Origin of the sequence: Mesorhizobium newzealandense, from assembly GCF_042682145.1 — a bacterium.
GTDB classification, from domain to species: Bacteria; Pseudomonadota; Alphaproteobacteria; order Rhizobiales; family Rhizobiaceae; genus Mesorhizobium; species Mesorhizobium newzealandense.
In genome coordinates, this window is record NZ_JBHUGZ010000019.1 from 12622 (window position 1) to 24810 (window position 12189).

The 12189-nt window shown below is 63.4% G+C and carries 13 protein-coding genes and 1 pseudogene; 4 read left to right on the plus strand and 10 right to left on the minus strand.

All coding sequences use genetic code 11. The annotated features are described in order from the left end of the window. Positions 1-18: 18 nt before the first annotated feature. The 3 genes from ACFSOZ_RS28505 to ACFSOZ_RS28515 are packed head-to-tail and all read right to left on the minus strand — an operon-like array spanning position 19 to position 2899. Positions 19-1173, minus strand: coding sequence for an ABC transporter permease (locus ACFSOZ_RS28505; protein ID WP_379103521.1), 1155 nt, complete (start codon positions 1171-1173; stop codon positions 19-21). Continuing rightward, positions 1170-2048: an ABC transporter permease gene (locus tag ACFSOZ_RS28510; RefSeq protein ID WP_379103523.1), complete on the minus strand. Its 879-nt coding sequence runs from the start codon at positions 2046-2048 to the stop codon at positions 1170-1172. The genes ACFSOZ_RS28505 and ACFSOZ_RS28510 overlap by 4 nt, the downstream gene beginning before the upstream one ends. A 59-nt stretch (positions 2049-2107) precedes the next feature. Beyond that, positions 2108-2899, minus strand: a complete 792-nt coding sequence (locus ACFSOZ_RS28515) for an ABC transporter ATP-binding protein (RefSeq protein WP_379103525.1) — start codon at positions 2897-2899, stop codon at positions 2108-2110. Positions 2900-3029: 130 nt separating this feature from the next. Between ACFSOZ_RS28515 and ACFSOZ_RS28520 the strand changes: the two genes are divergently transcribed. After that, positions 3030-3428 (plus strand): cupin domain-containing protein, encoded by a 399-nt coding sequence (locus tag ACFSOZ_RS28520; protein WP_184874971.1) that lies wholly within the window; start codon positions 3030-3032, stop codon positions 3426-3428. 35 nt (positions 3429-3463) lie between these two features. Here the strand turns inward: ACFSOZ_RS28520 and ACFSOZ_RS28525 are convergent, their stop codons facing one another. From ACFSOZ_RS28525 to aptA, 5 genes are all read right to left on the minus strand, one after another. After that, on the minus strand, positions 3464-3835 hold the full coding sequence (locus ACFSOZ_RS28525; protein ID WP_379103527.1) for a hypothetical protein: 372 nt from the start codon (positions 3833-3835) through the stop codon (positions 3464-3466). 2 nt (positions 3836-3837) lie between these two features. Continuing rightward, positions 3838-5289: a dihydropyrimidinase gene (hydA, locus tag ACFSOZ_RS28530; RefSeq protein WP_379103529.1), complete on the minus strand. Its 1452-nt coding sequence runs from the start codon at positions 5287-5289 to the stop codon at positions 3838-3840. Positions 5290-5346: 57 nt separating this feature from the next. Further along, entirely contained in the window at positions 5347-5733 is a 387-nt protein-coding gene (locus tag ACFSOZ_RS28535) for a hypothetical protein (RefSeq protein ID WP_379103530.1), read from the minus strand. Positions 5734-5736: 3 nt separating this feature from the next. Further along, positions 5737-6987 (minus strand): Zn-dependent hydrolase, encoded by a 1251-nt coding sequence (locus tag ACFSOZ_RS28540; protein WP_379103857.1) that lies wholly within the window; start codon positions 6985-6987, stop codon positions 5737-5739. Between the two features lie 71 nt (positions 6988-7058). After that, the gene (gene aptA, locus ACFSOZ_RS28545) at positions 7059-8387 is read right to left on the minus strand and encodes an omega-aminotransferase AptA (protein ID WP_379103532.1); all 1329 of its coding nucleotides are present in this window, start codon (positions 8385-8387) and stop codon (positions 7059-7061) included. Positions 8388-8614: 227 nt separating this feature from the next. Between aptA and ACFSOZ_RS28550 the strand changes: the two genes are divergently transcribed. Beyond that, positions 8615-9250, plus strand: a complete 636-nt coding sequence (locus tag ACFSOZ_RS28550; RefSeq protein WP_379103534.1) for a TetR family transcriptional regulator C-terminal domain-containing protein — start codon at positions 8615-8617, stop codon at positions 9248-9250. A gap of 12 nt (positions 9251-9262) precedes the next feature. Here ACFSOZ_RS28550 and ACFSOZ_RS28555 read toward each other — a convergent pair. Continuing rightward, a pseudogene (locus tag ACFSOZ_RS28555) lies at positions 9263-10151 on the minus strand (helix-turn-helix transcriptional regulator). A gap of 103 nt (positions 10152-10254) precedes the next feature. On the opposite strand from ACFSOZ_RS28555, the gene ACFSOZ_RS28560 reads away from it, so the two are divergent. Next, positions 10255-11100 carry an SDR family NAD(P)-dependent oxidoreductase gene (locus tag ACFSOZ_RS28560; RefSeq protein WP_379103536.1) on the plus strand — a complete coding sequence of 282 codons (846 nt, stop codon included), beginning with the start codon at positions 10255-10257 and terminating at the stop codon, positions 11098-11100. Further along, on the plus strand, positions 11097-11819 hold the full coding sequence (locus tag ACFSOZ_RS28565) for an SDR family oxidoreductase (protein ID WP_379103538.1): 723 nt from the start codon (positions 11097-11099) through the stop codon (positions 11817-11819). The genes ACFSOZ_RS28560 and ACFSOZ_RS28565 overlap by 4 nt, the downstream gene beginning before the upstream one ends. Before the next feature lie 79 nt (positions 11820-11898). On the opposite strand, the gene ACFSOZ_RS28570 is transcribed toward ACFSOZ_RS28565, so the two are convergent. Then, entirely contained in the window at positions 11899-12174 is a 276-nt protein-coding gene (locus ACFSOZ_RS28570) for a hypothetical protein (RefSeq protein WP_379103540.1), read from the minus strand. Between the last annotated feature and the right edge of the window lie 15 nt (positions 12175-12189).

A 12189-nucleotide genomic window follows, 5' to 3' on the forward strand; every position in this document is an offset into this window, starting at 1 on the left:
ACCCTTAAACCCACCGCCCTATCCACCACGGACAGAGGGATGCCAAAACGTGACGGCTCTTTCGACAAGAGCGACCACGCCATAAAAGACCGAACCCGCAAGTGCTGCAACTGCGATTTCGGCCCAGACCATGTCGATGTTCATCCGCCCGACCTCGGTCGAGATGCGGAAGCCCATACCGACCACGGGCGTGCCGAAGAACTCGGCGACGATCGCGCCGATCAGCGCCAGCGTCGAGTTGATCTTCAGCGCGTTGAAGATGAACGGGGCGGCTGCCGGCAGCCGGAGCTTCAGCAGCGTCTGCCAGTAGCCCGACGCATAGGTACGCATCAGGTCGCGCTCCATATGGCCGGAGGCGGCGAGCCCGGCGACCGTGTTCACCAGCATCGGGAAGAAGGTCATGATGATGACGACGGCCGCCTTGGACTGCCAGTCGAAGCCGAACCACATCACCATGATCGGCGCCACGCCGATGATCGGCAGCGCCGAGACCATGTTGCCGATCGGCAGCAGGCCGCGGCGCAGGAACGGCACGCGATCGGCGAGCACGGCGGTGATGAAGCCGGCGCCGCTGCCCACCACATAGCCGAAGATCACCGCCTTGAAGATGGTCTGCCGGACATCGGCGCCGAGCACCGGCAGTGAGCTGGCGATGCGCACTCCGATGGCACTCGGCGGCGGCAAAAGGATGAAGGGAATGCCGGCGCCACGCGTCACCGCTTCCCAGATGATCAGGATCCAGGCGCCGAAGATTGCGGGGATGATCAGGCGCAACGCAGTCCGCGCCCAGCTTGCCATCGGGCGAAGACCTGACAGGACTGCGACGCAGCGCCAGCCGAGCAGCCATGCGGCGGTCAGCAGCAGGAAATATGGCGCCAGTGCCGTGCCTTCGAAGCCGGATATGCCCGATATCAGCAGCCAGGCGACGAGGTGGGCGCCGACAAACAGCACCGCCGCTTCCGCAAGGCGCGGAATCCTGGTCATCGAGACCAGCGCCGCCAGCACGACCAGGCCGAACATCAAGCCCTTCGTTCCGAGATAGGGGTAGTTGAAGCTCGCTGCCGGCTCGGCAAGCGCTGCCGCTTCCGGCTTCGACATCGCGCCGAGCGCCACCGCGATCAGGCACAGCAAGATGGCCAGCACCGCTTGCCAGGAGGGTTTCAGCCAGTTCATGCCGGCCTCCCGCCCATGGCGCGGTCGACGATGCGCCCGGCAATGCCGACCACCATGACCAGAAGTGCTGCCACCACCGAACCGGCGACCAGCGCCGACCAAATGTCGATCGACTGACTGTAATAGGCGCCTGCCAAAAGCTTGGCGCCGATGCCGGCGACCGCACCTGTCGGCAGTTCGCCGACGATGGCGCCGACGAGGCTTGCCGCCACCGCCACCTTCATCGAGGTGAACAGGAACGGCACCGAGGCCGGCACGCGCAATTTCCAGAAGGTTTGCGAGGCGCTGGCATTGTAGGTGTGCATCAGGTCGAGATGCATGATCTCGGGCGAGCGCAGGCCCTTCACCATGCCGACCGTCACCGGGAAGAACGACAGATAGGTCGAGATCATCGCCTTCGGGATCAGGCCGGTGATGCCGATTGCCGCCAGCACGACGATGATCATCGGCGCCACCGCCAGGATGGGAATGGTCTGCGAGGCGATGATCCACGGCATCAGGCTGCGGTCGAGCGTTGCCACATGCACGATGCCGACAGCGATGATGATGCCGAGCGTAGTGCCGAAAGCGAAGCCAAGCAGCGTCGATGACAGCGTCACCCAGGCGTTGTAGACCAGGCTGCGGTTCGAGGTGATGGGGCGCAGAAACGTGTTTTCGAAGAAGTTCACCGCCACCTGATGCGGCGCCGGCAGCGTCGGCTTCGGCTGCGACAGCGTCTTGCCGATGAATTCACTCAAAGCGGGCGTTTCCCCGGCGCGGCGGTCGAGATCGCGCTGGAACGGCGTGTTAAGGATGACGGCGAAAACATACCAGAGCACGACCACGCCGACGAGGATCGATGTCACCGGAACGAGCTTGTCGCGGAAGCTATCCATCTAGCGGCCCTCCTCTCCTCTCCCCGTCGGGGAGAGGAGGAAGCTCGTCTGCTCTTCCCTCAATCTTCATAGCTGTGCCCTGCGTGCAGACCATCGCGGACGCGCGCGGCGATCGCCAGGAATTCCGGCGTCTCGCGGATGTGGAGCGGCCGCTCCTTCGGCAGCGTCGATTCGATGACATCGCTGACGCGGCCCGGGCGCGGCGACATGACGACGATGCGCGTCGACAGATAGACGGCTTCGGGAATGGAGTGGGTGACGAAGCAGATGGTCTTGTTGGTGCGCCCCCACAGTTCCAGCAATTGCTTGTTGAGGTGGTCGCGCACGATCTCGTCCAGCGCGCCGAACGGCTCGTCCATCAACAGAAGGTCGGCGTCGAAGGCCAGCGCACGCGCAATCGAGGCGCGCTGCTGCATGCCGCCCGACAGCTGCCAGGGATATTTCTTCTCGAAGCCTGAGAGGTTGACGAGGTCGAGCGTGCGCTTGATGCGCTCATCCTGTTCCGCCCTGGACAGGCCCATGATCTCCAGCGGCAGCCCGACATTGCGCTCGATGGTGCGCCAAGGAAACAGCGCCGCGGCCTGGAAGACATAGCCATAGGCGCGTTTCTCGCGCGCCTGTTCGGGCGTCATGCCGTTGATCGAAATCGTCCCCGAGGTCGGCTTCTCCAGATCGGCGATGACGCGCAGCAAGGTGGTCTTGCCGCAGCCCGATGGCCCGATGAAGGAAACGAACTCCCCCTTGCCGATGGTGAGGTCGACATTGGACAGCGCCTGCACCGGCCCGTCATTGGTCTGGAACGTCAGTTCGAGTTTGCTTGCCGCGACGACGGCTGGCGAAATCCCTGTCATCGGCTGCAGCCTGCCCGTTCCCGCCACCGGGGCGCTGGCTGGAATCCGATTGCTTTTATCGCGATGTTGTTTTCCACTCGCCCTGTCCCACTGCCTTTGTCCCACTCAATCGACGCCCGGAGTTTCCCCGATGTCGCCCACTTGTCATCTTATCCGCCCTGAAACCACTTATGAAGGCAAGCAGGGATTGACCTATTTCGCCGGGATCGCCGCTGAAACCGTCGGCTCCTCCGGCATCTGCATGCATATGCTCACCATGCCGCCCGGCGCCCGCGCCAAGGCGCATATGCACGAGAGCCATGAAACGGCGATCTACGTACTCTCCGGCGAAGTCCATACCTGGTACGGCGACCGGCTGGAGCATCATATCGTCGTCAAGGCCGGCGACCTCTTCTATATTCCTGCCGGCGTGCCACATCTGCCGGCCAATCTCAGCGGCGCCCCGTCTTCCGCCGTCATTGCCCGCACCGATCCCAACGAACAGGAAAGCGTCGTCCTGCTGCCGGAACTGGACGCACTTGTCGCTTGAAGCCGACATCGAAGGAGGGGCCGTCACCGGCACCGTCAGGAACATGATTGCAGCGGCCCCATTTCCTCAAGGCCGGGAATGGTCACGAAGAAACCATCCTCCCCCTTGTTGGTGACCACAACGGTCTCGATTGTCGTCCCCGCCTCACCCTCGGCGGAACAGGTCGAAGTAAGCGATTGTGCACCCAGCACCGACGTCAATTGCTGCGCGAACCGGCAGCCGCTGCCATAGGTCTCGATGCCTTCGGCGGTCAGCACGATATAGGCGTCACTGTCCTGATAACCGGCCTTGACGCCGGCACAGCCGACATCATTGCCCCAGGAGCCGGCGAGCACGCCGCTCGCTGCTGCCGGACCAGCGACAACTGCCGCCAGGACCAGTGAAATGAACGCGGCCGAGCGCGCCAAGCTCAAACCCCGGTCGCCGGAATGCCGGTGCGCTCGACCTTGCGCGGCGCAGAAATTTCCTTCCACGTCGACAGGGCGCGGTTGACCGCCGCGTTCGGCTCGCGGCCGACGAACTCGCCATGGCCGGGATTGGCCTTGACGTCGGCCTCCTGGATCGACAATTCGCCACGCGAGAAGACGAAGCGCGGCAGGCCGGTCACCTCGAACCCTTCGAAGACGTTGTAGTCGATGACGGACTGCTGCTTCTTCGAGGAAATCTTCTTCTTGCGCTTCGGATCCCAGACGACGATGTCGGCGTCAGCACCTTCGACGATGGCGCCCTTCTTGGGATACATGTTGAGGATCTTGGCGATGTTCGTCGAGGTCACCGCGACGAACTCGTTCATCGTCAGCCGTCCGGTGTTGACGCCCGTCGTCCACAGCACCGGCATGCGGTCTTCCAGCCCACCAGTGCCGTTCGGGATCTTGGTGAAATCGCCGACGCCGTTGCGTTTCTGCTTGGTGGTGAAGGCGCAATGGTCGGTCGCCACCACCTGCAGCGATCCCGCCTGCAAGCCGGCCCACAGCGAATCCTGGTGCAGCTTGTTGCGGAAGGGCGGGCTCATCACGCGGCGCGCCGCATGGTCCCAGTCCTTGTCGAAATATTCGCTCTCGTCGAGCGTCAGGTGCTGGATCAACGGCTCGCCGAACACCCGCATGCCCTTCTGGCGGGCGCGGCGGATCGCCTCGTGGCTCTGCTCGCAGGAGACATGCACGACATAGAGCGGCACGCCCGCCATGTCGGCGATCATGATGGCGCGGTTGGTCGCCTCGCCTTCCACTTCCGGCGGCCGCGAATAGGCGTGGCCCTCCGGACCATTGTTGCCGGCGGCCAGAAGCTTCTGTGAAAGCGCCGCAACCACGTCGCCATTCTCGGCATGCACCAGCGGCAGCGCGCCAAGGTCGGCGCAGCGCTGGAACGACGCATACATCTCGTCGTCGTCGACCATCAGCGCGCCCTTGTAGGCCATGAAGTGCTTGAACGAGGTGATGCCCTTGTCGACGACGGTGGCCATCTCGTCGAACACCTGCTTGCCCCACCAGGTGATCGCCATGTGGAAGGAGTAGTCGCAGGACGCCTTCGAGGTCTTGTTGTCCCACATCTGCAAGGCTTCGAGCAGCGACTGCTGCGGCGCCGGCAGGCAGAAATCGACCACCATCGTGGTGCCGCCGGCGAGCGCCGCCCGCGTGCCGGATTCGAAATCATCGGCCGAATAGGTTCCCATGAACGGCATTTCGAGATGGGTGTGCGGATCGATGCCGCCCGGCATAACATAGCAGCCGGTGGCGTCGAACTCGTGGTCGCCATGCAGGTCCGAACCGATGGCGACGATCTTGCCGTGCTTGAACAGCACATCGGCCTTCCACGTGCGGTCGGCGGTGACGATGGTGCCGTTCTTGATGACTTTGGTCATTTTCGTGTTCCCTTGTTCTTGGTGGCGCGACTTCTTTTTGATCGCTGCCTTCACCCACTACATCGCCAGATAACAACCTACGGCGTCACCTCGAACACCAATCGACACGTAGCGATCTCCCGTTCGATAAACCAAAAGAAATTCGTGAGGTTGGTACGCCAAAAGGTACCCGTCTCGCTCGTCTGTCACCACTGCGCATCTTTCGACAACCGGTGTCTCGCTCTCCAGATCCGCAATCGTGTCACGTCGATCAACGTCGATCCAGTATGGCTCCACCAATGCTCCACGAAATCGAGCAAGGCCAGCAACGACGACATCTTCGGCTAACGGCACACCCACCAAGTCAGTTCGATCTTTCACGAGCGCGGAATAATCATACTCATCAATTTCCTTGCGGATGAGCGCGAGCAAGGCATCAAAATCGAGGACTTCCTGCTCACCCATCGCTCATCCTACGATCTCCGCCGTCTCCACCACAGCATGGAACAGCACGTCGGCGCCGGCCGACGCCCATTCCTTCGTGATGTCCTCGGCCTCGTTGTGGCTGAGGCCGTCGACGCAGGGGCACATCACCATGGCGGTGGGCGCAACGCGGTTGATCCAGCAGGCGTCATGACCGGCGCCGGAGACGATGTTGCGGTGGGAATAGCCGAGGCGTTCGGCGGCATCGCGGATCGCCTTGACGCAACCGGCGTCGAAGGTGACCGGGTCGAAGGCGCCGACCTGCTCGATCTTGTACTGGATATCGAGCGCCTCGCAGATCGTGTCTATGCCTTCACGGATGCGGCCGTCCATGGCATCCAGCACTTCCTTTTCGGGCGAACGGATGTCGATGGTGAAGATGGTGCGGCCGGCGATGATGTTGCGCGAGTTGGGAAACACCTCCATGTGGCCGACCGCGCCGACGGCGTCGGGCTGGTAGTCCATGGCGATCTCGTGAACCAGTTCGATCACCCTGGCCATGCCAAGCCCGGCATTGCGGCGCTTGGGCATCGGCGTCGAACCGGTGTGCGCCTCCTTGCCGGTCAGCGTCACCTGCAGCCACTTCAGCCCCTGGCCGTGGGTGACGACACCGATGTCGATGCCCTCGTCCTCGAGGATCGGTCCCTGCTCGATATGCAGTTCGAAGAAGGCATGGATCTTGCGCTCGCCGACCTTCTCGGAGCCTTTCCAGCCGATTCGCTCCAGCTCCTCGCCGAATTTCTTGCCTTGCTTGTCGACATGCGCGTAGACATCGGCCTGGTCGAGCACGCCGGCGAACACGCCGGACGCCATCATCGCCGGGGCAAAGCGCGCGCCTTCCTCGTTCGTCCAGTTGGTGACGACGATCGGATGCCTGGTCTTGATGCCGAGGTCGTTGAGCGAGCGCACCACTTCAAGCCCGCCCAGTACGCCGAGCACGCCGTCATACTTGCCGCCGGTCGGCTGCGTGTCGAGATGGCTGCCGACATAGACCGGCGGCAGGCTGGGGTCGGTGCCTTCGCGGCGGGCAAACATCGTGCCCATCTCGTCGAGGCCCATTTCGAGCCCGGCCGCATCGCACCAGCGCTTGAACAGACGCCGGCCCTCGCCGTCCTCGTCGGTCACGGTCTGGCGATTGTTGCCGCCGGCAATGCCGGGGCCGATCTTCGCCATCTCCATTATCGAATCCCACAAACGGTCTGAATTGATTCGCAGATTCTCGCCGGGTGCGGCCATTCCAAGTCCTCTCATTTCATGTCCTGGGCGGGCGGAGGTTCCCGTCGCCACCCGTCCAGGTCAAAGCAGATTTAGTCTATCGAGCGCAGAACATCCCGCACGTGGTCGATCAATTCGTTGATCTGGCCCTTGGTGATGATCAGCGGCGGCGACAGCGCGATGATGTCGCCGGTGGTGCGGATCAGCGCGCCGCGCTCGAACGCCTTGACGAAGGCCGAGAAGGCACGCTTGGTCGGCTGGCCGGCGATCGGCGCCAGCTCGATCGCGCCGATCAGGCCGATGTTGCGGATATCGATGACGTTCGGCTCGCCCTTCAGCGAATGCAGCGCGTCTTCCCAATAGGGCGCCAGTTCCTCTCCGCGGGTCAGCAAGCCTTCTTCCTTGTAGGTGTCGAGCGTGCCGAGTGCCGCGGCGCAGGCGATCGGATTGCCCGAATAGGTGTAGCCGTGGAAGAACTCGATCATATGCTCGGGGCCGGTCATGAAGGCGTCGTGGATTTCCTTCTTCACGAACACCGCGCCCATCGGGATGACGCCATTGGAGACGCCCTTGGCGGTGGTCATGATGTCGGGCGTGACACCGAAATAGTCGGCGGCGAACGGCGTGCCGAGACGGCCGAAACCGGTGATGACCTCGTCGAAGATCAAAAGGATGCCGTGCTTGGTGCAGATCTCGCGCAGCTTCTGCAGATAGCCCTTGGGCGGCAGGATGACGCCGGTGGAACCGGCGACCGGCTCGACGATGACGGCGGCGATGGTCGAGGCGTCATGCAGGGCGACGATGCGCTCCAGCTCGTTGGCGAGTTCCGCGCCATGCTCCGGCACGCCCTTGGTGAAGGCGTTCTTTTCCGGCAGATGCGTGTGCGGCATGTGGTCGACGCCGCCGAGCAGCGTGCCGAACATCTTGCGGTTGGTGACGATGCCGCCGACCGAGATGCCGCCGAAATTGACGCCGTGATAGCCGCGCTCGCGACCGATCAGACGGGTGCGCGAGCCCTCGCCCTTGGCGCGGTGATAGGCGATCGCCATCTTCAGCGCCGTCTCGACCGATTCCGAACCGGAATTGGTGAAGAACACATGGTCCATGCCCTTGGGCGCGAGGTCGACCAGCCGGTTGGCCAGTTCGAACACGATCGGATGGCCCATCTGGAACGCCGGCGCATAGTCGAGCTCGGCGGCCTGGTGTTGGATCGCCTCGGTGATCTTCGGCCGGCAGTGGCCGGCGTTGACGCACCAGAGACCCGCGGTGCCGTCCAGCACCTTGCGGCCGTCGCTGGTCGTGTAATGCATGTCCTTGGCGGACACCATCATGCGCGGCGCCTGCTTGAACTGTCGGTTTGCCGTGAACGGCATCCAGAATGCGCTGAGATCGTTCGGCGTGACTTTCAGCCGGTTGGACATGACCAAGACTTCCCCTTGTAACCTGTTTCGGTGCGCCCAACGCTTGGTCTTTGCCGCGTTTTCATGCTACGCAAATTTTTGACCGATTGGACAAACGTTAGCACCGCCCTGTCGGCGGTCAAGGGATTACTAGCGGAAATGCGGCACTTGAAGTGCGTTCCACAGGCCAAGGAAAAACTGGTCCAGAGAATTGGTCCAGATGACCGTCAACGCGAGGGCCCGCAACGGTGAACACCAGCACGGACGCCCCTCGCCGCACCCGCATCCAGCAGGAAAAGCGCGAACTCATTCTCGAGGCGGCGTTGGAGGTTTTCTCCACTAACGGTTTTCGCGGCTCGACCATCGACCAGATCGCCGAAGCCGCCGGCATGTCGAAGCCGAACCTGCTTTATTATTTCCGCCGCAAGGAGGACATCCACGAGACGCTGATGCAGCGCCTGCTCGACACATGGCTGGCGCCGCTGCGTGAACTGGACGACATCGGCGATCCCCTGACCGAATTGCGCAGCTACATCAGGCGCAAGCTGGAGATGGCGCGCGATTTTCCGCGCGAAAGCCGGCTGTTCGCCAACGAGATCCTGCAAGGCGCGCCGCGCATCATGCCATTGCTGGCCGGCGAACTGAAGACGCTGGTCGATGAGAAGGCCGCCGTCATCAAGGGCTGGATGCGCGACGGCAAGATCGCCAGGACCGACCCCTGGCACCTGATTTTCTCGATCTGGGCGACGACGCAGCATTACGCCGATTTCGACGTCCAGGTCCGCGCCGTGCTGGGAGCCGACCGCGGCGGCGATGGCCGCTTCGAAGACGCCGCACGCTTTCTGGAGCAATTGTTCCTCGACGGGCTGAAGCCGAAGGGCTGACGGACAGGCGCTTCAGGCGCTGCGCCGCTCGGCCGGCAGCGCGTCCAGCAATGTCTGCAGCTTGGCTATCGAGTTCTGCTCGGCAAGCGGCGTGTAGACGATCAGCTTCATGTCGGACCCGTCGCCGATCGACAAGCTCATATGCTCGAACGTCATGGCGCCAGCGCTAGGGTGCCTGACATGCTTCACCCCCGACAATCGGTGCGCGACGTCGCGCTGCGGCCACCAGGCGCGAAACTCGGGGCTCGAGCGCGTCATCAATTCGATCAGCCGCTCGAAATCCGGATCGCCGACATATCTGGCGCTCGCGGCCCGGAACGAGGCCAGCACGATGCGCGCCAGTTCCTCCCAGTCGACCAGCAGCCGCCGGTGGTGCGGATTGGTGAAGACCATGTGGACGATGTTGCGCGCGTCCCCCCTCCAGCAGGCCGTAGTTGCCGAACACCGCGACCGCCGCCGGGTTCCAGGCCAGCACATCCCAGCGCCGACCGACGACATAGGCCGGCTGCAGCACCAGGCTTTGCAGCATGTGCAGCAAGGGGCCGTCGACCTTTTCCGGAGCCACGGCGCGATGCTCCGGCTGCTGGCGGCCGGCGAGGATGAACAGATGCTGCTTTTCCGCGGCGTCGAGCCGCAGCGCCTCGCAGAGCGCCGTCAGCACCTCGACCGACGGCCTTACCTCCCGCCCCTGCTCCAGCCATGTGTACCAGGTCGTGCCGACGCCGGCGATCATCGCCACCTCCTCGCGGCGCAGGCCCGGCGTACGCCGCCTGAGACCAGTGGCAATGCCGGTTGCCGAGGGCGTCAGCCTTTCGCGGCGCGAGCGCAGGAAGGCGCCGAGCTCGCGCCGGCGGCTGTCTTCAGCGGAGTGTGTGGGAGCAGAACGGGGTTGGGATTCCATGAGCCTATTATAGCAGTATTGATACCAGGATAAAGTTTGAACTGTTTGGCGCGCGCGAGCTGTCCCATCTTTGGTTCGGAGCAACGAAACGGAGGCTCTGAACATGGAACTCAAAGACAAGACAATCCTCGTCACCGGGTCGACCGACGGCGTCGGCCGCGTCGTGGCGCAACGGCTCGGCGCCGGTGGCGCCCGCGTGCTGGTGCATGGCCGCGATGCGGCGCGCGGCAAGGCGACCGTCACTGAGATCGAAGCTGCCGGCGGCAAGGCCGAGCTGCTGGTCGCCGATCTCTCGTCGCTGGTCGAGGTGCGCCGCCTCGCCGAGGCCGTGCGCGCCAGGACGGACCGGCTCGACATCCTCATCAACAATGCCGGCATCGGCACGGCTGGCCAGGGCGCCAGAAGACAGGTCAGTGCCGACGGCTACGAACTGCGCTTCGCGGTCAACTATCTCGCCGGTTTCCTGCTGACATCGGAACTTCTGCCATTGCTGAAGGCAAGCCCGCCGGCACGCATCGTCAATGTCGCCTCGGCCGGACAGCAGGCGATCGACTTCGGCGATGTCATGCTGACCCACGGCTACGACGGCGTGCGCGCCTATTGCCAGAGCAAGCTGGCACAGATCCTGTTCACCATCGACCTAGCACAGGACCTGAAGGGCACAGGCGTCACTGTCAACGCGCTGCATCCGGCCAGCTACATGAACACCACCATGGTCCGCCAGGCAGGTGTCACGCCGTGGAGCTCGGTCGAAACCGGTGCCGACGCCATCCTCAACCTTGCGACTTCATCGGCGCTGGAGGGACGAAGCGGCCTCTATTTCGACGGCCTGCGGGAATCCCACGCCGACGCCCAGGCCTACGACGCCAGGGCAAGACAGCAATTGCGCAGCCTGAGCCTGGACCTCGTCGGCCTCGCCTCCCCAACATCGAAGGAACAGCATTCATGACCAAGACGATCGAACATGCCGTCATCATCGGCGGCTCGTCCGGCATCGGCCTGGCGACTGCGCGCAAACTGCTTGGTCCCGGCATGAAGGTGACCATCACCGGACGCAATCAGGACAGGCTCAACAGCGCATGGAAGAGCCTTGGCGGCGCTGTCGACAAGGCAGCGTTCGATGCCGCGAAGCCCGACGAGGTCAGCCAGTTCTTCGAACGCCTCGGCCCCTTTGACCATCTGGTCCTGGCGGCCAGCGGCGGCAAGGGCCTTGGCCCCTTCCAGACGCTCGACCTGACCGACATCGGCAGCGGTGTCGACGAGAAAGTAAGGCCGCAACTGTCCTGCCTGCAGGCCGCCCTGCCGACGCTCAGAAAGAGTGGATCGGTCACCTTCATCTCGGCGGTCTCGGCGCAGCTTGCCATGCCGGGCGTCGCCGGCATCGCCGCCATCAACGGCATGCTTCTGACCGTGGTGCCGATCCTGGCCGTGGAGCTGAAGCCGCTGCGCGTCAATGTCGTGGCGCCCGGCGTCATCGACACGCCCTGGTGGGATTTTCTGGCCGAGGAGCAGCGGCAGGCGATCTTTGCCGACTATGCCGGCAAGACGCCGGTTGGCCGCGTCGGCAAAGCCGAGGACGTCGCCGGCGCAATCGCCTTTCTTGTCTCCAACGGCTTCATGACCGGTCAGGTCCTGACCTGCGATGGCGGTCTACGATTTGCGGCGTAGAGACGAGCAAAAGGGCATCGGCATCAATGGTGCCGCACCTGTCAGAGTGGAAACAGCGCAAAACCAAGGATCGTAGCCATCATTGGCCGCCGCCAGGGTTCGGCTTCCTTGGAAGGCGCGGCAAATCCTTCACGCTTGCGGGCCTGTCGCCTGCCGGTCTTCTCGCATCTGAAACAGGCTGCTCCGGGATATGAGAATAATCAGGCGTATCAGCCCCATACATCTTGTTGTCGATCACGTCTTGCCAGCTGGCGTCAGCGGCGGATGGTGATGTGTCGGCGGCCACATGGCGGGCGGAGCGAGGATTGAGCCAAGCTGGCGTGATCTCACGAACCAAACGTGCAAAGCGTCCCATCGAACCATTCCTTTC

What these genes read in the sequence shown, in the direction of transcription:
- ACFSOZ_RS28520 (WP_184874971.1), top strand. Translation starts at nt 3,030, where the DNA reads ATGTCGCCCACTTGTCATCTTATCCGCCCTGAAACCACTTATGAAGGC.
- aptA (WP_379103532.1), bottom strand. Translation starts at nt 8,387, where the DNA reads ATGTCCAACCGGCTGAAAGTCACGCCGAACGATCTCAGCGCATTCTGG.
- ACFSOZ_RS28535 (WP_379103530.1), bottom strand. Translation starts at nt 5,733, where the DNA reads ATGGGTGAGCAGGAAGTCCTCGATTTTGATGCCTTGCTCGCGCTCATC.
- ACFSOZ_RS28565 (WP_379103538.1), top strand. Translation starts at nt 11,097, where the DNA reads ATGACCAAGACGATCGAACATGCCGTCATCATCGGCGGCTCGTCCGGC.
- ACFSOZ_RS28515 (WP_379103525.1), bottom strand. Translation starts at nt 2,899, where the DNA reads ATGACAGGGATTTCGCCAGCCGTCGTCGCGGCAAGCAAACTCGAACTG.
- hydA (WP_379103529.1), bottom strand. Translation starts at nt 5,289, where the DNA reads ATGACCAAAGTCATCAAGAACGGCACCATCGTCACCGCCGACCGCACG.
- ACFSOZ_RS28505 (WP_379103521.1), bottom strand. Translation starts at nt 1,173, where the DNA reads ATGAACTGGCTGAAACCCTCCTGGCAAGCGGTGCTGGCCATCTTGCTG.
- ACFSOZ_RS28560 (WP_379103536.1), top strand. Translation starts at nt 10,255, where the DNA reads ATGGAACTCAAAGACAAGACAATCCTCGTCACCGGGTCGACCGACGGC.
- ACFSOZ_RS28510 (WP_379103523.1), bottom strand. Translation starts at nt 2,048, where the DNA reads ATGGATAGCTTCCGCGACAAGCTCGTTCCGGTGACATCGATCCTCGTC.
- ACFSOZ_RS28540 (WP_379103857.1), bottom strand. Translation starts at nt 6,987, where the DNA reads ATGGCCGCACCCGGCGAGAATCTGCGAATCAATTCAGACCGTTTGTGG.
- ACFSOZ_RS28570 (WP_379103540.1), bottom strand. Translation starts at nt 12,174, where the DNA reads ATGGGACGCTTTGCACGTTTGGTTCGTGAGATCACGCCAGCTTGGCTC.